The organism is Streptomyces sp. NBC_00029 (genome assembly GCF_045160505.1).
GTDB lineage: Bacteria > Actinomycetota > Actinomycetes > Streptomycetales > Streptomycetaceae > Streptomyces.
Genome location: NZ_CP108292.1, coordinates 7,099,981 through 7,117,914 on the forward strand (window position 1 = coordinate 7,099,981; position 17,934 = coordinate 7,117,914).

Consider the following 17,934-nt stretch of genomic DNA (forward strand, 5'->3'; position numbering starts at 1 on the left):
GGCAGGAAGCGGGGGAGCCGGAGCGGTAGCGGTCGCACGGGCCGGGCCGCGCCGGCCCCGGACATGACAGTCCCCGGCAGTCCGTCGTTGCCATGAGCCATCCGCCGTCGCCGATGGCTCCCGTGGTCGACAAGTGCTGCCGGGGGCCTGGCCAGAGCCTGGACAAGGGTCACGCGGGCCTGAGGACGTCTCCAGAGGGAGGTGCGGCTCTTTCCGGTTATCCGGTGTATAGATGAGTTTCCTCCCAATTTGCCCTCAGTCAAGGCTTTCTGGAGACGTACTCTGTAAAGAAATCCGCGTCGCGCCCGGCAGGAGCCCGACGAAAGGTGCTGCCATGACCGCATGGCCCGTCCCACACGACTTCCGAGGGCCCGGAGCCACCGTCTGGACGCCCGAAACGGTCACCGCCGACCCCTACAACGCCCAGACGCCGTGGGCCGCCCTGGCCGAACCCGTCACCCCCGTGGGGGCCTTCTTCGTACGCGACCACTTCGGCGTCCCACGGACCGCGCCCGGCGACTGGCGGCTGCGGATCGGCGGCACCGCGGCCGCCGCCCCCTTCGCCATCGGCTACGAAGAACTGCTCACGATGGAGCACCGGGAACTGGACGTCGTCGTGGAGTGCGCGGGCAACGGCCGGGGCCTGATGGCACCCCGCCCGCCCGGCCTTCCGTGGAGCCAGCAGGCGGTGGGCTGCGCGCACTTCGCCGGGGTGCCCTTCCGTGCCCTCGCCGGACGGGCCCTGATCGGCCCGGCGGCCGTGGAGGTCGTCTTCACCGGAGCGGACTCCGGCCCCGTGCGCGGCCGCCGGACGGCCTTCGAGCGCAGTATCCCGCTCGCCGTCGCCCTCCACCCGGACACCCTCCTCGTCACCCGCATGAACGGCGAGCCGCTCGCCCCCGAGCACGGGGCGCCGGTCCGGCTGGTGGTCCCCGGGCGCTACGCCGTCGCCGACGTGAAGTGGCTGGTAGGGGCACGGGCCGTCACCCGGCCGTTCACCGGCGTCTTCCAGACCGAGCAGTACAGCTACGTGGCCTCGCGCGGCACCCCGGACGGGCCGGTGGCCGCCGTGCGGGTCAAGTCGCTCATCACCGAGCCCGAACCGGACACGGCCGTACGCCGCGGCCACGAGACGCTCGTCCGCGGCCGGGCCTGGTCGGGCGGCGGTGTGCCGCTGCTGGGCGTCGGGGTGCGCGCCGAGTACGAGGAGGAGGACGACAGCCACCACGAGCGCGGCTGGCACGAGGCCGTCCTGGAACCGGCCCCCGGCCCCTACGGCTGGAGCGCCTGGTCGTACCGGTGGACGCCGCAGCGGCCCGGCCCGTACCGGCTGCTGTCCCGTGCCACCGACGCCCACGGCGACGTACAGCCGGCCACGGCCCCGTGGAACGCCGGCGGCTACGGCTGCAACCCCGTGGCCTCCGTCGACGTGGTGGTCGTATGAACCCTCCCCGCCACGCGCGGCGCCCGCAGGTCCCCTCCCGGCGGCCGGGCCGCCGACCGCCGGGACCGGCGGCCGACACAGAGCCCCGAGTCCATGCCTCGGATAGGGTGAATCGGTAGGAATCAGGCCCCCCGGGGTGAGGTCGGTGCGTTGGACACTTACCAGTCGACGAGCGAGGTGCCCGATCCGCCGGCGGCGGCTGTCGGGTACGCGGGCGTACTCCGCGAGCTGCTGCCGATCGCGCTGTGGCGGGAGGACGCCGACGGGCGCATCGTGGAGTGGTCGCTGGCCGCCCAGGACCTCCTCGGGCACCGCCCCGAGGACATCATCGGCCTGCCCGGCGCCGCCGTACTCGTGCCCGAGGCCAACCACGAGCTCGCCGAGCAGCTGACCCGCCGCGTCCAGTCCGGCGAGACCGTCGTCGGCACCCTGCCCGTGCGCCACCGCGACGGCCACCGCGTCCCGATGGAGATGTGGATCGTCCCCGCCGTCGACCCGCAGGGCCGGATGGGGGCGCTGCTCATCGCCGTGGAGACCTCCGAGGTGCTCCACATGCGGGACTCCCTCGCCGCCCTCCAGAGCCTGTTCACCCAGTCGCCCATCGGCCTCGCCACCCTCGGCACCGACCTGCGCTTCCTGCGCGTCAACGACGCCCTGGCCCGGATGAACGGCGTCTCCGCCGCCGAGCACCTCGGCAAACGGCTCACCGAGGTGGTGCCCGGCGTCAACGCCGTCGCACTGGAGGCCACGATGCGGCAGGTCCTCGACCGGGGCACCGCCGTCGTCGACGTCCGCCGCACCGGCCGCACGCCCGCCGACCCCGAGAACGACCGGACCTGGTCCTGCTCCTACGCCCCACTGCTGGACGGCTCCGGCCGGGCGCTCGGCGTGATCGCCTCGCTCATCGACATCACCGAGGGCCAGCAGGCCCAGGCCGACGCCGAACGGGCCCGCCACCGGTTCGCCCTGCTCGCCGAGGCGGGCACCCGCATCGGCACGACCCTGGACCTCCACCAGACCGCCCAGGAGATCGTGGACGTCCTGGTCCCGCAGCTCGCGGACTCGGCCGACGTACAGCTGCTGGAAGCCGTCCTGGGCCCCGACGAGGGCCCGGTCCCCGCCGCCTCCACCCGCGGTGTCCTGCGCCGCCTGGCGGCCCATTTTCCCGACCCGACGGCCCCCACCGCGAAACTCGCCGCCGGCCAGACCTTCCAGATCCCCACGGGCACCACCTACGAGCAGGTCATCTCCGAAGGCCGGCCGATGAACCTCTACCTGTCCGACATCCCGGCCCTGATCACCTCCCCGCGGGCCGAGGCACTGCGCAGCTACCTCGCCACCCTGGGCTCGGCCCGGCTCGTCCCGCTGGTCGCCCGAGGCACGGTGCTGGGCGCGGTAGCCGTGACGCGCACGCGCGAACGCGAGCCCTTCGACGAGGAGGACTGCGTCCTCGTCGACGAACTGGTCGCCCGCGCGGCCCTCAACATCGACAACGCCCGGATGTACACCCTGCAGCGCCAGGCGGCCCTGACCCTCCAGCGCAGCCTCACCAACAGCGCGCTGCCCGAGGTCCCGGGCCTCGAACTTACCGGGCGCTACCTGCCCGCCAGCGACCACGACGTCGGCGGGGACTGGTACGACGCCATCCCGCTGCCCGGCGGCCGGACCGGGCTGGTCATCGGGGACGTCATGGGCCACGGGGTCCACGCCGCGGCCGTCATGGGGCAGCTGCGGACAGCCGTACGGACCCTCGCGCGCCACGACGTACCGCCGGCACAGCTGCTGCGCTCCCTCGACGCCGTCGTGGCCGACCTGGGCGAGGACGAGATGGCCACCTGCGTGTACGCCGTCCACGACGCGGCGTCAGGCGTGTGCGCGGTCGCGCGCGCCGGCCACCCGCCGCCCGCCGTGGTCGCCACCGACGGCAGCATCACCTTCCTCGACGGCCCGCCCGGAACCCCGCTGGGCGCGGGCGGACAGGACTTCCGCACCGAGGAGGTACGGCTGCCCCCGGGAAGCCTGCTCGTGCTCTACACCGACGGCCTCATCGAGGCCAGGGACCGCGACCTCGACCAGGGGATGGCCCAGCTGGCAGGAGCCCTGCGCCGGGTGGAGCAGCCCCTGGGGCGGCTGTGCGACGGGATCCTGCGGGCGCTCCTGCCGTGCGCCCAGCAGGACGACGTGGCGGTACTGCTGGCCCGCGCCCGGCAGACGTGACCGCGGGCCGACCTGCGGACCGGCTCACCAGGCCAGGTCCTCCAGCGCGTCCAGGTCCAGCGGATCCGCGGCCTCCGGCTCAGGGCCCCCGGTCAGCGGCAGTTCGGCCCAGATGACCTTGCCGCGCTCCGTGTAACGGGTGCCCCACCGGTCGGCGTACTGCGCGACGAGGAACAGTCCGCGCCCGCCCTCGTCGGTGGTGGCCGCGTACCGCAGGTGCGGCGAGGTGCTGCTGCCGTCGGAGACCTCGCAGATGAGGCTGCGGTCGCGCAGCAGACGGACCCGCACGGGCGCGCTCCCGTACCGGATGGCGTTGGTGATCAGCTCGCTGAGGATCAGCTCGGTGGTGAAGGAGATGTCCTCCAGCCCCCACGCGACGAGCTGCGCCGCGCCCGCGTTGCGCACCCGCGAGACGGCCGAGGGATCGCCGGGCACCTCCCACTCGGCGATCCGGTCGGCCTCCAGCCGCCGGGTGTCGGCGATCAGCAGGGCGATGTCGTCGCTCGGCACCGGGAACAGCATCGTGGCGAGCACGTCCGCACAGGCCTCGTCGGGGCTGCGGCCGGGCCGGTCCAGGGTCTCGCCCAGCAGCCGCAGACCGGAGTCGAAGTCCCGGTTGCGATCCTCCACCAGGCCGTCGGTGAACAGCACCAGCCGGCTCCCCTCCGGGAGCGTGAACTCGGCGGCCTCGAAGGGCATGCCACCGACGCCCAGTGGCAGCCCGGCCGGCAGCTCGGGGAACTCGACGTCCCCGCCGGGCCGGATCAGCGCGGGCCCGGGGTGACCGGCGCTGGCCATCAGACACCGCCCGGCGACCGGGTCGTAGACCGCGTAGAGGCAGGTGGCGCCGGTGACCCCGGCCGGCTCGGACACCCCGTCCGAGAGGTCCTCGTCCGTCCCCTCCCCGTTCCCGATCCCGCTCTCGTTCTGGTCGATCCGGTTGATCAGCTCGTCGAGGTGCCCGAGCAGCTCGTCGGGCGGCAGGTCCAGGGTGGAGAAGTTGTGCACCGCGGTCCGCAGCCGGCCCATGGTGGCCGCCGCGTGCACCCCGTGCCCGACGACGTCGCCGACGACCAGGGCCACGCGGCCGCCCGGCAGGGGGATCACGTCGAACCAGTCCCCGCCCACCCCCGCCGTCGCGGGCAGGTAGCGGTAGGCCACCTCCACGGCGTTCTGGGCGGGCAGCACCCGGGGCAGGAGACTGCGCTGGAGCGTCACGGCCATCGCGTGCTCACGGGTGAAGCGACGGGCGTTGTCGATGGACACGGCCGCGCGCGCACCCAGCTCGGTCGCGAAGGAACGGTCCTCCTCGTCGAAGGCCTCCGGGGTGTCGGCCGCCCGCCAGAAGTTCGCCATGCCCAGGACCACGCCCCGGGCCCGGAGCGGTACGGAGATCAGCGAGTGCAGCCCGTAGTCCAGTGCCACGCGGGTGCCCTGGGAGTCCTGGGCCCGCCAGCCCATGGCCGCGTTCAGATCGGCCGCGAGCACCGCGTGCCCGGCGTCCAGGGCAGCCGCCATCGGCGCCGTCGGCACCACGAAGCGGATGATGTCGCCGACCGGCTGGAGCGGCGAGTCGGGGCGGATGCCGGTGATGGCCGCCCGGCGCATCTCCGTGTAGACGCCGTTGACCGACGAGGGCTCGTCCCCGTGCAGCACCGGCTCCAGCAGCTCCACCGTGACGAAGTCCGCGAACCGGGGGACGGCGACCTCCGACAGCTCCTCCGCGGTCCGCACCACGTCCAGGGTCGTACCGATCCGCACACCGGCGTCGTACAGCAGCTGGAGCCGGCCGCGGGCCACCTCGGCCCGGCCGGAGAGCGCGGCGAGCTCGGTGGAATCGCGCAGGGTCACGACGCTGCCCGTGGGCATGCCCCGGTACTCCTTGGTGGGCCGTACGTTGACCGCGAGCAGCCGGTCGCCCGCCAGGTGCACGTGGTCGGTCACGACCCGGCCGGAGACGAGCAGTTCGGTGGTGCGCTCGTCGAGGCCGAGGTCGGCGACGTACCTGCCCTCGGCGTCGGGCGGCAGGGCGAGGAGCCGGCGGGCCTCGTCATTGGCCAGGACGAGCCCCTGGTCGGCGTCGATGATGACCACGCCCTCGCGCACGGCGTGCAGCACGGCCTCGTGGTGCTCGTTGATCCGGGTCATCTCGGCGGCGCCCAGGCCGCGGGTCTGACGCCGCAGCCGGCCGCTGACCAGGGCGGCGCCGCCGGTGCCGAGCACCAGGGCGCCCGCGGCGGCGCCGAGCAGGAGCGGGAGCTGGCCCTCGACCACCTGGGCGACGTTCTCGACCTCTATGCCGGTGCCGACCAGGCCGACGACCGTGCCGTCGGCGTCCCGTACCGGCACGACCGCCCGGACGGCGTCGCTCGGTTCGCCCGTGAAGGTCTCGGTGAAGGCCTTCCCGGCGATGGCCCGGCTGAGGTCGCCCGTGGCCCGTTGTCCGATCAGCTCGGGCCGGGAGTCGGTGTAGCGGACCCCCTTGATGTCCATCACGGCGATGAAGTCGACGCCCGAGCCCCGGCGGGCGGCCTCGGCCAGCGGCTGCAGCACGGCGGTCGGATCCGCCGCCCTCAGCGCCGACGCGATACCGGGGGAGTGCGAGAAGGCCTCCGCCGCCGCGAGCGAGCGGTGGCGGGCGTCGCGCAGGCTGTCGTACTGGGCCTGCAGCACCAGGGCCGCCGAGGCGGCGGCGATCAGCAGGACCACGATCACCGCCTGGAGGGCGAAGACCTGACCCGCGACGCTGTGCGCCCACCGGACCGGGCGCGCGGGCAGGCGCGAACCCCACCCGGTCGGCTGGCGACCAAAACGTCCGGTCATGAGCCCTTTCTAACACTGTCCGGAGGGTTTGGTGCGGCTGCCGGTGCACAGGAGGCAGCACGGTACGCCCGGGGACCGAGGCCGACGTGGGAGGTGAAGTGCTGGCGGAAGGTGACCTCGCTGGCGAAACCGGCCCGGCGGGCCACCTCCGGCACCGGATGATCGGTGCGTTCCAGCAGCTTGCGGGCGGCGTCCAGACGGTGTCCGAGCAGCCACCGGTGCGGGGTGGTGCCGGTGGCGGCGGCGAAGTGCCGGGCGAAGGAACGCGGGGACATCCCGGCCCAGCCGGCCATGGTGGCCACCGACAGGGGCTCGTGCAGCGAGCGCAGGGCGCGCTCCCGTACGGCGGCCAGTGCCTCGGCGGTCCGGTCCGCGGCAGGGACGGGCCGGTCCAGGTACTGGGCGTGGTCCCCGGTGCGGAAGGGGCCCGTCACCATGGAGCGGGCGATGGCGGCGGCGGCCTCGGCGCCGTGAGCCTGCCGCACGAGGTGCAGACACAGGTCGATGCCGGAGGCCACCCCGGCGGAGGTCCACAGCCCGCCGTCCTCGACGTAGAGCGGGGCCTCCTCCACCAGGATCCCCGGGTAGCGGGCGGCGAGCTCGGGGGCCAGCCACCAGTGGGTGACCGCGCGGCGGCCGTCCAGCAGACCGGCCTCCGCCAGGATGAACGCCCCGGCGCACAGGGCGGCGATCGGCACGCCCCGGCCGTGCGCCTCGCGCAGGGCGGCGAGGACCGGCTCGGGGGTCGGGTCGGCGGGCTCGGCCAGCGCCGGTACGACGACCAGGTCCGCCGCGGCCAGCCAGTCGAGCCCGCGGTCGGGGGCCAGGGTCAGCCCGCCGGGCAGCGGGATCGGACCGGGTTCCACGGCGCACCGGCGGAGCTCGAAGCCGGGCACCCCGGCGCGGCTGCGGTCCGGGCCCCAGACCTCGGTGATGACGGCGAGGTCGAAGCTGCGGATACCGGGCTGGACGACGATCGCGACGCGGCGCATGCGGCCAGTGTGCCAGGGGACCAGACTGCCATCCTGGCAGGATCCCATCGGTACGGGGCCACGCAGCCGCTGTCGGGCCTGCGGCCCGGCGGACAGCATGGAGCCATGACGACGACCGCGATCGAGATCGCCCCCAACAGTGCCCTGCTGGTCATCGACGTGCAGAAGGGCTTCGACGAGGAGTCCTTCTGGGGCCCGCGCAACAACCCGGCGGCGGAGGACAACATCGCCGCCCTGATGGACGACTGGCGGGCGGCCGGCCGCCCCGTGGTCCTCGTGCAGCACGCGTCGGTGCAGCCGGGCTCCGTCCTGGCCCCGGACCACCCCGGGTACGGCTTCAAGGACCTGGTCGAGAAGCGGCGCGAGGGGGCGCTGGTGATCACCAAGACCGTGAACTCCGCCTTCTACGGCACTCCGGACCTGGCCGACTGGCTCACCGCCCGGGGCATCGGCCAGGTGGTGGTGGTCGGCATCCAGACGAACATGTGCGTCGAGACCACGGCGCGGATGGCGGGGAACCTGGGCCTCGACGTGCTGGTCCCGCTGGACGCCACCCACACCTTCGACCTCGCCGGGCCGGCGGGCCTCGCCCTGACGGCGGACGAGCTCGCCACCGCCACCGCGGTGAACCTCGATGGCGGCGGCTTCGCCCGCGTGATCACCACGGCCGACCTCCTCGGCTAGCCCCGCCCGAAGCCTCGGCCGGGCCAATTCCAGCCTCGCCGGCGTTTGAGGCGCGGGGTCTGGGGCGGAGCCCCAGGAAACCCGGCTCCGCCGGGCACCGGGCTCTGCCCGGACCCTCCCCCAGCTACCGCTGGGAGGTGCCCCCTGCTCAAACGCCGGAGGGGCTGGATGTGGCGAGGCCGGATCGCCCGGCGGGGTCGGGACAGGTGAGGGCCCCGCCCCGGGGTGGTGGGGGCGGGGCCCTCGGAGGTGGCGGCCGCGTCAGAGCACGTCGGCGGCGATGTTGGCCGCGACCTGCTCCAGCAGGGGACCCGCGTTCGGGATGGACCTGGCCGGGTCGGGCTCCAGGTCCGTGAGCGGGTACGCCTTGCGGATACCGGCCCCCTCCAGGGCCTCCTGGGTCAGCAGCAGCCGGCCGCAGACCGCCACCACCGGCTTGCCCGCGGCGCGCGCCGCGGCCGCGACACCCGCCGGTGCCTTGCCGTGCAGGGTCTGCTCGTCCAGGGAGCCCTCACCGGTGATGACCAGCGTGGCCCGCTCCAGCGCGGGGGCGAATCCCAGCACCTCCAGCATCAGCTCGATGCCGGGACGGAACGTCGCGCCGAGCAGCAGGGCTCCGTAGCCGATGCCGCCCGCGCCACCCGCACCCGGCAGCACCGCGCACTCGGCGGCCTTCGCGCCGATCGACTTCTCCAGCACCACCGCGAAGTGCGCCAGCGCCGCGTCGAGCGTCGCCACGTCCTCGGGCGAAGCGCCCTTCTGCGGGCCGTAGACCGCCGCGCAGCCCTTCGGGCCGGTCAGCGGGTTGTCCACGTCGCTCGCGAGGACGAACTCCACCTCCGCGAAGCGCGGGTCGACGCCGGACAGGTCGGCCGAGGCCAGCTCGGCCAGCGCGCCACCGCCCGGACCGACCGGTTCGCCGTTCGCATCCAGGAACACCGCACCGAGCGCGGCCAGCATGCCGGCGCCGCCGTCGGTGGTGGCGCTGCCGCCCACGCCGAAGACGATCGAGCGCGCGCCCGCGTCCAGCGCGGCCTTGAGGAGCTCGCCCGAGCCGTACGTGGTCGCCGTCAGCGCGGCGAAGGTGCCGGCCGGCAGCAGCTGCAGCCCGGAGGCCTCCGCCATCTCGACCACCGCGGTGCCTCCGCGCAGCGCGAAAGCGGCCGTGACCTGGTCGCCGAGGGGTCCGGTGACCCGTACCTCCCGGCGTTCGAAGCCGGCTGCCACGGCTGCCGCGACCGTTCCGTCGCCGCCGTCCGCGACGGGGAGGGTCTCGATCTCCACGTCCGGTACGGCCCTGCGGAGTCCGGCCGTGACCCGCTCCGCGACCTGAACGGCCGTGAGCGAGCCCTTGAATTTGTCCGCGGCGATGAGCACGCGCGCGGTCTCAGTTACTGCTCCGTCCGTCACCTTGCTATTCCCTTGCTATCGAACAGTGCAGTCGCGCCGCCATGAGCTTATCCGGAGGATCCTCCTATGCCCATGAGTGGCCTGGGCCACACCCGGCGCGGCATGCCCCTAAATCGGGATATACGCCTGCATAGTGTGGCCGCATGAGCGCGGAATCACTGGAACAGCCACGTCCGGACACCCCCGGAGGCGGATCCGACGGTCCCGCGGACGGCACCCCCGACCACGTCGTCGTCACCGTGGGTGTGATCGCCGTGCTGGCCGTCGTCGCCTGGGCGGCACTGGGCAAGGACTCCTTCGACACCGCCTCGGGCACCGCGCTCTCCTGGGTGCTGGGCAACTTCGCCTGGCTGTTCGTGATCGCAGCCGATGTCTTCCTCGTCATGTGCGTCGTGCTCGCCATCAGCCGCTTCGGCCGGATCCGGCTCGGCGCCGACGACTCCGAGCCGGAGTTCACCAACCTCGCGTGGATCGCGATGATGTTCAGCGCCGGCATGGGCATCGGCCTGATGTTCTACGGGGTGGGGGAGCCCCTCACCCACTACCTGGCCCCGCCCCCGGCCTCCGGGGCGGCCCCCGCCACCGGCGCCGCCGCCCTCGCGGCCATGGAGTACTCCTTCTTCCACTGGACCCTCACCCCCTGGGCGATCTACGGCATCGCCGGCCTCGCCCTGGCCTACGCGACCTTCCGCAAGGGCCGCGGCAACCGCCTCAGCTCCGCCTTCGTCCCCCTGATCGGCGAGGAACGGGCGGGCGGCCCGGCCGGCCGGGCCATCGACCTGCTGGCGGTGTTCGCCACGGTCTTCGGCACCGCCACCAGCCTCGGTCTCGGCGCGCTCCAGGTCTCCAAGGGGCTGAACCTCACGACCGGCGTCGAGGACTCCGTCACCCTGGAGCTGATCATCATCGGCTCCCTGTCGGCGGCCTTCGTCCTCTCCGCCTTCTCCGGCCTGCACAAGGGCGTGAAGTGGCTCAGCACCATCAACCTCGTGCTGGCCGCCGTCCTGATGCTCTTCGTCTTCGTGCTCGGCCCCACCGTCTACATCCTCGACGTGATCCCCTCCAGCATCGGCGGCTACCTGCACGAACTGCTGCCGATGGCCAGCCGCACCGGTGCCTTCACCGACTCCAAGTGGCTGGGCGCGTGGACGATCTTCTACTGGGCGTGGTGGCTCTCCTGGGCCCCGTTCGTCGGCACCTTCATTGCCCGCATCTCGCGCGGCCGCACCATCCGCGAGTTCCTGATCGGCGTGCTGCTCGTCCCCAGCGGGGCCACCGTCATCTGGTTCTGCGTGATGGGCGGCACCGCCATCCGCCTCGACTCCACCGGCGCCGTGGACTTCGCCGTCAAGATCAAGGACGGTACGGAGGCCTCGCTCTTCGCGATGCTGGACGCCCTGCCGCTCTCCGCGGTCACCTCATGGGTCGCCATGGTCCTGGTCATGACCTACTTCGTCACCAGCGCCGACTCGGCCTCCCTGGTGATGGGCTCGCTCACCAGCCGCGGCTCCCTCAACCCGCCCACCTGGCTCGTCGTCACCTGGGGCGTGCTGATGGCCGCCGTCGCCGCCGTCCTGCTCGTCGCGGGCGGCCTCAAGTCGCTGCAGACCGCCACCATCCTGGTCGCCCTGCCCTTCGTCGTCGTCATGCTGCTGCTCTGCTGGGCCCTGGTGAAGGAACTCCGCACGGACCCCGGCGCCGGACCCGCCCGCCACCACCCCCTGCACGGCATGCGGGACGCGGTCCGGGCCATGGTCGGAGACGCCCTCACCGAACAGGGGACGACCGGACACCACCGCCTGCGACGCGTCGCCGCGTCCCGGGGAGGCGACCGCGAGGACGGTACCGGCGGGTCGCGGCCCTGATCTCGGTAGGGTGGCCGGGTGACCACCACGGATGACTACGCCACGTACATCGCGAGCCTGCCCCGGGTGCTGGCCGGCGCGGCCGCGCTCTACCGGGACACCGCCGGACGGGTCCTGCTTGTCGAGCCCAACTACCGCGAGGGCTGGGCCCTGCCGGGCGGCACCATCGAGTCGGACCAGGGCGAGTCACCGCGCGCCGCCGCCCGTCGCGAGAGCGCCGAGGAGATCGGCCTCGACCTGCCGCTGGGCCGCCTCCTCGCCGTGGACTGGGTGCTGGGCACCGGCCGCCCGCCGGTGGTCGCGTACGTCTACGACGGGGGTGTGCTCGACGACGCCCAGCTCGCCTCGATCGTGCTCCAGGAGGACGAACTGATCTCCTGGCGGCTGGTCGAGCCGGCCGAACTCACCACGTACCTGCTCGGATCGCTCGGACTGCGCACCCAGGAGGCGTACCGGATCCTGCAGTCGGGCGAGGGAACGGCGGAACTGGAGAACGGCCGGCGCCCGGCCGCCCCGTAACACCGGGCTTACTTCGACCAGGACAGAATCAGCAGATGATCACGATGTACGCGTGGCCCAGCACCGCCGACGGGCCCGACGCCCTCCCCATGGTGCACTTCACCACCGACCAGCAGGCCGGCGGTGAGGTGACCCCGGAGGGAACCCCGGTCTGGATGTTCGACACCGCGATACGCGAGGGCGGCTGGGCGCAGTTCACCGATTTCGAGGCCTGGTCCGCACCGGCCGCCGGCTGGCAGGCCTTCTACCGCCGCGAGGACGACCTCCTCGCCGTCACCGGACCCGGCTCCTGCGAGGGCTGGTACCAGGGCAACCTCGGCGCCGACGCCGACTGGGTGGCGGCCGCCGCCGCCCAGCAGAGCGTGGTCCTGCTCGCCGCCCCGGTCCAGCACCCCTCGCTGTACAGCTACGCCGTGGAGGCGGGCGCCGCCTTCGCGCTGCTCGTCCCGCTCCTCGTCGTCTGACCCCGCGGGGTCAGGCCAGGAGCTTGGCCTTGGCGCGGTCGAACTCCTCCTGCGTGATGTCGCCCTTGTCCTTGAGCGCGGACAGTTTGTGCAGCTCGTCCGCACTGCCGCCGCCGGAGCCCGCCGTCTTCTGGACGTAGTCCCGGAAGGCGGCCTCGTTCTCCTGGACCTGCTTCAGGTCGCGTTCGCCCATGCTCTTGCCCCGGGCGATCAGGTAGACGAACACGCCGAGGAAGGGCAGCAGGAGTACGAAGATCAGCCATCCCGCCTTCCCCCAGCCGCCGAGGCTGTGGTCACGGAAGATGTCCGTGATGATCTTGAAGAGCAGGAAGAACCACATGATCCACAGGAACAGGTACAGCATCGTCCAGAAGATGTTGAGAAGCGGATAGTCGTCCATGCCCGACTCCGATCATGTAGCGGTATCTCATTGATACAACCGCTTCATGAGGTCCGCATGCGGAGCGCTCAGGCACCCTCACCGGACTCGAAGGCCAGCAGGCGCACCTTGCGGTCCACCCCGCCGCCGTAGCCCGTCATCCCGCCCGACGCGCCGATCACGCGGTGGCAGGGCACGATGATTCCCACCGGGTTCTTCCCGTTCGCCAGACCCACCGCGCGCGAGGCGTTGGGCTTGCCCAGCCTGGCCGCGAGCTCCCCGTACGACCAGGTCTTGCCGTACGGGATCCGTACGAGCTGGTCCCAGACGCTGCGCTGGAAATCGGTGCCCTCCAGGCGGAGCGGGAGGTCGAACTCGGTGAGCTCCCCGGCGAAGTACGAGTCCAGCTGGCGCACCACTTCGGGGAACGGCTCCTCGGCGGCGTCCACCCGCTCTCCGAAGGACTCCTCGGCGGGCCGGTGGCGCTGCCCGGTCATGTACAGGCCGCTGAGGACCCCGTCCGTGGCGACCAGCGTCAGCGGGCCGTACGGGCTGTCGACGACGGTGTGCCGCTTGGCGGCGTTCATGGTGGATCGCATCGCTGGTGCTCCTCAGGCGGGCAGGTGGTTGATGGGGTGGGCGTCCGTGGCCCACAGGTACTGGACGGCGTACGCACGCCACGGCCGCCACGCGGCCGCCCGCGCGGTCAGCGCCGAGGGCGTGGACGGCAGCCCGAGCCCCTGCGCCGCCCGCCGGACCCCCAGATCGGACGGAAGGAACGCGTCCGGGTCGCCGAGCGCCCGCATCGCGATCACCTCGGTGGTCCAGGGGCCGAAGCCGGGCAGCGCCGACAGCTGCGCCCGCGCGCCGTCCCAGTCACTGTCGAAGCCGAGGGGCAGCGAGCCGTCGGCGAGGGCCGAGACCAGGGTGGTGAGCGTGGCGCGCCGGCTGCGCGGCAGGGCCAGCGCATCCGGGTCCAGTTCAGTGAGCGCCTGCGGGGAGGGGAAGAGGTGGGTCAGCCCGCCCAGCGGGTCCTCCACCCGCTCGCCGTACGCGGTGACCAGCCGGGAGGCGTGCGTGCGGGCGGCCGCGGTGGACACCTGCTGCCCCAGCACCGCCCGTACGGCGAACTCCGCCGCGTCGACCGTACGGGGAACCCGGCGCCCGGGAGCCTTGTCCACGAGCGGGGCCAGCAGCGGGTCGCGGCGCAGCTGCTCGTCGACAGCCTCCGGGTCGGCGTCCAGATCGAGCATCCAGCGGCAGCGGCTGATGGCGATGGTGAGGTCGCGCAGGTCGGTCAGGGCGAGGCGGCAGCCGATGTGGTCGGGCTGCGGGGTCAGAGCGACCACGCCGGTGCCGTACGGCAGGCGCAGGGTGCGGCGGTAGGCGCCGTCACGCCACTCCTCGACCCCCGGGACCGCGGTCGCGGCGAGGTGCCCGAAGAGGTTGTCGGGGTTCAGCGGGGCCCGGAACGGCAGCCGCAGGCTTATCGTCCCGGGGATCCTGGGCGGGGCGTTCTTGTTGCGGCTGGCCTTCACGGCCCGCACCCGCAGCTCGCTGGGGGACAGGGCGAAGACCTCGCGGACCGTGTCGTTAAAGGTCCGGATGGAGGAGAACCCGGAGGCGAAGGCCACATCGCCCATGGGCAGCTCGGAGGTCTCGATGAGCAGCCGGGCGGTCTGGGCGCGCTGGGCCCTTGCCAGGGCGAGCGGCCCGGCCCCCAGCTCGGCGTTGAGCTGCCGTTCGACCTGGCGGGCGGAGTATCCCAGCCTGGTCGCCAGGCCCGGCACGCCCTCCCGGTCCACGACCCCGTCCCGGATCAGCCGCATGGCGCGGGCCACGGCATCGGCCCGTGCGTTCCACTCGGGCGAGCCGGGGCTCGTGTCGGGCCGGCACCGCTTGCAGGCCCTGAACCCTGCCTGCTGGCAGGCGGCGGCGCTGGGCAGGAAGGTCATGTTCGCGACCTTCGGCGGCACGGCGGGGCAGCTGGGCCGGCAGTAGATCCGGGTGGTCAGAACGGCGGTGAAGAACCAGCCGTCGAAGCGGGCGTCCTTCGACTGCACGGCCCTTACGCAGCGCTCGGTGTCGGTGTGCATGGCTCCAGGATCCGGGGTCGACGCACCGCCGGCTGGCGGTTTTCCGACATCAAGGCTACGTCCGGGCCGGGTGCCCGGCGGGGGGTCCGGGAACGGCAGAAGGCCCCCGGATGCCATCGGCATCCGGGGGCCTTCTCCGGTACAGCTAGCGCAGCGTCGCGGCTCGGGCTTCGCGGCGGTTGTGCCGGAAGGTGTTCGCCTTCCGGGTGGTCGCGAACAGCGGAATGGTCGCCGCCATCGCGATCTGCAGGGCGCAGCCCGTCTGGAGCAGCAGCTGACCGCCCGGGGCGTCGAACGCCCAGGCCGCCAGGAGCCCCATCGCGCTGATGATCCAGCACAGCATCGCCACCGCGAGGACACCCCGCGGCTTCGGGTACTCGACCCGGCTCACCATCAGCCAGGCCACTCCGATGATCGCCAGCAGCGTCGGGACGAACGGGAGCTCCAGCAGGACGATCGAGACGACCGTCAGCGCGCCGAAGGGGCTCGGCATGCCCTGGAACATGCCGTCCTTCATCGTCACGCAGCTGAATCTCGCGAGTCTGAGCACCACGGCGAGCAGTACGACGATCGCGGCCAGCGCCGACATCTTCTGGTGCGCGTCGACGGCGACCATGCCGTAGACGAGCACGAAGTAGGCCGGTGCGAGGCCGAAGCTGATCAGGTCGGACAGGTTGTCCAGCTCGGCACCCATCGGCGAGCTGCGCAGCTTGCGGGCCACGATGCCGTCGAAGAGGTCGAAAACCGCGGCGAGCAGCATCAGTATCACTGCCGTTGCGGCGCTGTTACGGGCCATGCCCGACTCGCCACTGCCGGTGAGGTGCGGAATGAGGATTCCGGTGGTGGTGAAGTACACCGCCATGAATCCGCACGTCGCGTTACCGAGGGTGAGGGTGTCCGCTATCGACAGCCGCAGCGAGAGCGGCATGTCGTCCTCGGCGGACTCCTCCTCGGCAGGTTCGGGAACCCAGCCCGCGGCCGGAGTCTCAGGGTCAGTCACGGTCAATTCGTGTCACCCCCGCGGTGGTGGCCTGACCGACCTCGACCGCGACCTCGACGCCCTCGGGGAGGTAGATGTCGACGCGGGAGCCGAAGCGGATCAGACCGATGCGTTCGCCCTGCTCCACCTTGGTGCCGGCCGGCAGGTACGGGACGATGCGACGCGCGACGGCGCCGGCGATCTGCACCATCTCGATGTCACCGAGTTCGGTGTCGAAGTGCCAGACAACGCGCTCGTTGTTCTCGCTCTCCTTGTTGAACGCCGGGACGAATCCGCCGGGGATGTGCTCCACGGACGTCACCGTGCCCGCGAGGGGCGCACGGTTGACGTGGACGTTCAGCGGGCTCATGAAGATCGCGACCCGGGTCCGTCCGTCCTTCCACGGCATGATGCTCTGCACCACACCGTCGGCGGGGGAGATGACACGGCCCTGAGCGATCTCGCGCTCGGGGTCGCGGAAGAACCACAGCATGCCCGCGGCGAGCGCGGTGGCGGGCACGGCCGCCGCGGCCCAGCGTCCGGACTTGCGGGCCCGGGTGAGGCTGAGCGCCGCGGTGGCGACGGTCGGCAGAAGCCACGGCGATGCTCCGCGCGCGAGGCGTACGCCAAGGAGGCTGTCGCGAGGTGCAGAGGTTTGGCTGTGGGGCATGGATGACCTTCGTAGCGGGTGATTGCCGCGCCGCAAATAGGGGGACGGGACGGCGGCTTTACTGGAATGCTATCGGTTGCACGCAACAACTGGGCAAGCCAGAAGCCGAGTCGATGACCGCCAGCCAGTCACTGCCAGTGATCCTTTCGCAACGAACCCATGGATGATTCGCTGCAAAAGGGACTTTCAGCCCTGGAGCCGGTACTCCTCGAGCAGGCGTCGCCCGATGATCATTTTCTGGATCTCGGCGGTACCTTCACCGATCAGCAGCATCGGGGCCTCCCGGTAGAGACGCTCGATCTCGTACTCCTTCGAGAAGCCGTATCCGCCGTGGATACGGAAGGCGTCCTCGACGACCTCCTTGCAGTACTCGGAGGCGAGGTACTTCGCCATCCCTGCTTCGAGGTCGTTTCGTTCCCCGGAGTCCTTTTTACGTGCTGCATTGACCATCATCGCATGGGCGGCTTCGACCTTGGTAGCCATCTCGGCCAGCTTGAACTGAATCGCCTGGTGCTCGGCGATCGCCTTGCCGAAAGTGTGACGTTGCTGGGCATAGGAGACACCCAGTTCGAAAGCACGCTGAGCGACACCGCAGCCACGCGCCGCCACGTTGACGCGGCCGACCTCGACGCCGTCCATCATTTGGTAAAACCCTCGGCCGGTCTGGCCTCCCAGGACCCGATTGGCCGGAATGCGCAGTCCGTCCATGATGAGCTCGGTCGTGTCGACGCCCTTGTAGCCCATCTTGTCGATCTTGCCGGGGATGGTCAGGCCGGGACGCACCTCACCGAAGCCGGGCTCCTTCTCGACGAGGAAGGTCGTCATCGACTTGTGCGGCGCGGTGCCCTCGGGGTGTCCTTCGTCACTCCGGACGAGAACGGCCACCAGGGTGGAGCTGCCACCGTTCGTCAGCCACATCTTCTGGCCGTTCAGGACGTACTCGTCCCCGTCCTTCACCGCCTTGGAGGAGATGGCCGACACGTCCGAGCCCAGCGCCGGCTCCGACATCGAGAACGCGCCGCGCACCTCGCCCAGGGCCATGCGCGGGAGGAAGTGGTCCTTCTGCTCCTGCGTGCCGTGCTGCTTGAGCATGTACGCCACGATGAAGTGGGTGTTGATGATGCCCGAGACGGACATCCAGCCGCGGGCGATCTCCTCGACGCACAGGGCGTAGGTGAGGAGCGACTCACCCAGGCCGCCGTACTCCTCCGGGATCATCAGGCCGAAGAGGCCGAGTTCCTTGAGGCCGTCGACGATCTGCTGCGGGTACTCGTCGCGGTGCTCGAGCTCGGTCGCGACCGGGATGATCTCCTTGTCGACGAACTCCCGGACGGTCTTGAGGATCTCCCGCTGGACGTCGGTCAGCCCGGCGGTCTGGGCGAGTCGGGCCAT

The 17,934-nt window shown here is 72.0% G+C and carries 15 protein-coding genes; 6 read left to right on the forward strand and 9 right to left on the reverse strand.

What is annotated here, in order from left to right; translation table 11 throughout:
- The first annotated feature begins 334 nt into the window (after window positions 1–334).
- Window positions 335–1,444 carry a molybdopterin-dependent oxidoreductase gene (locus OG753_RS32890; RefSeq protein ID WP_327265220.1) on the forward strand — a complete coding sequence of 370 codons (1,110 nt, stop codon included), beginning with the start codon at window positions 335–337 and terminating at the stop codon, window positions 1,442–1,444.
- 150 nt (window positions 1,445–1,594) lie between these two features.
- Window positions 1,595–3,661 (forward strand): SpoIIE family protein phosphatase, encoded by a 2,067-nt coding sequence (locus tag OG753_RS32895; protein ID WP_405791179.1) that lies wholly within the window; start codon window positions 1,595–1,597, stop codon window positions 3,659–3,661.
- A 24-nt stretch (window positions 3,662–3,685) separates the two neighbouring features.
- Here OG753_RS32895 and OG753_RS32900 read toward each other — a convergent pair whose 3' ends face one another.
- Complete coding sequence (locus OG753_RS32900; RefSeq protein ID WP_327265222.1) at window positions 3,686–6,484, reverse strand: SpoIIE family protein phosphatase; 2,799 nt, start codon at window positions 6,482–6,484, stop codon at window positions 3,686–3,688.
- On the reverse strand, window positions 6,481–7,476 hold the full coding sequence (locus OG753_RS32905; protein WP_405791180.1) for a GlxA family transcriptional regulator: 996 nt from the start codon (window positions 7,474–7,476) through the stop codon (window positions 6,481–6,483). Before OG753_RS32905 ends, OG753_RS32900 begins: the two co-directional genes overlap by 4 nt.
- 105 nt (window positions 7,477–7,581) lie before the next feature.
- On the opposite strand from OG753_RS32905, the gene OG753_RS32910 reads away from it, so the two are divergent.
- Entirely contained in the window at window positions 7,582–8,160 is a 579-nt protein-coding gene (locus OG753_RS32910) for a cysteine hydrolase family protein (protein ID WP_327265224.1), read from the forward strand.
- 261 nt (window positions 8,161–8,421) lie between these two features.
- On the opposite strand, the gene OG753_RS32915 is transcribed toward OG753_RS32910, so the two are convergent.
- A complete protein-coding gene (locus OG753_RS32915) occupies window positions 8,422–9,570 on the reverse strand; it encodes a glycerate kinase (protein WP_327265225.1) in 1,149 nt (382 codons plus the stop codon).
- Window positions 9,571–9,713: 143 nt separating this feature from the next.
- Between OG753_RS32915 and OG753_RS32920 the strand changes: the two genes are divergently transcribed.
- From OG753_RS32920 to OG753_RS32930, 3 genes are read left to right on the forward strand one after another with little or no spacing between them, the layout of a single operon-like run.
- Window positions 9,714–11,435, forward strand: coding sequence for a BCCT family transporter (locus tag OG753_RS32920; protein WP_405791181.1), 1,722 nt, complete (start codon window positions 9,714–9,716; stop codon window positions 11,433–11,435).
- A gap of 18 nt (window positions 11,436–11,453) precedes the next feature.
- Window positions 11,454–11,954 carry an NUDIX hydrolase gene (locus tag OG753_RS32925; protein ID WP_327265226.1) on the forward strand — a complete coding sequence of 167 codons (501 nt, stop codon included), beginning with the start codon at window positions 11,454–11,456 and terminating at the stop codon, window positions 11,952–11,954.
- Window positions 11,955–11,989: 35 nt separating this feature from the next.
- The gene (locus OG753_RS32930) at window positions 11,990–12,418 is read left to right on the forward strand and encodes a hypothetical protein (RefSeq protein ID WP_327265227.1); all 429 of its coding nucleotides are present in this window, start codon (window positions 11,990–11,992) and stop codon (window positions 12,416–12,418) included.
- A gap of 10 nt (window positions 12,419–12,428) precedes the next feature.
- On the opposite strand, the gene OG753_RS32935 is transcribed toward OG753_RS32930, so the two are convergent.
- The 6 genes from OG753_RS32935 to OG753_RS32960 all read right to left on the reverse strand — a co-directional run bounded on the left by OG753_RS32935 (window position 12,429) and on the right by OG753_RS32960 (window position 17,934).
- On the reverse strand, window positions 12,429–12,818 hold the full coding sequence (locus OG753_RS32935) for an SHOCT domain-containing protein (RefSeq protein ID WP_327265228.1): 390 nt from the start codon (window positions 12,816–12,818) through the stop codon (window positions 12,429–12,431).
- A 68-nt stretch (window positions 12,819–12,886) separates the two neighbouring features.
- The gene (locus OG753_RS32940) at window positions 12,887–13,396 is read right to left on the reverse strand and encodes a methylated-DNA--[protein]-cysteine S-methyltransferase (protein WP_327265229.1); all 510 of its coding nucleotides are present in this window, start codon (window positions 13,394–13,396) and stop codon (window positions 12,887–12,889) included.
- A gap of 12 nt (window positions 13,397–13,408) precedes the next feature.
- A complete protein-coding gene (locus OG753_RS32945; RefSeq protein ID WP_327265230.1) occupies window positions 13,409–14,893 on the reverse strand; it encodes an AlkA N-terminal domain-containing protein in 1,485 nt (494 codons plus the stop codon).
- Window positions 14,894–15,038: 145 nt separating this feature from the next.
- Window positions 15,039–15,899 carry a CDP-diacylglycerol--serine O-phosphatidyltransferase gene (gene pssA / locus OG753_RS32950; RefSeq protein WP_327265231.1) on the reverse strand — a complete coding sequence of 287 codons (861 nt, stop codon included), beginning with the start codon at window positions 15,897–15,899 and terminating at the stop codon, window positions 15,039–15,041.
- Window positions 15,886–16,542: a phosphatidylserine decarboxylase gene (locus OG753_RS32955; protein ID WP_030010161.1), complete on the reverse strand. Its 657-nt coding sequence runs from the start codon at window positions 16,540–16,542 to the stop codon at window positions 15,886–15,888. The genes pssA and OG753_RS32955 overlap by 14 nt, the downstream gene beginning before the upstream one ends.
- Window positions 16,543–16,728: 186 nt before the next feature.
- Entirely contained in the window at window positions 16,729–17,934 is a 1,206-nt protein-coding gene (locus OG753_RS32960) for an acyl-CoA dehydrogenase family protein (RefSeq protein ID WP_030027413.1), read from the reverse strand.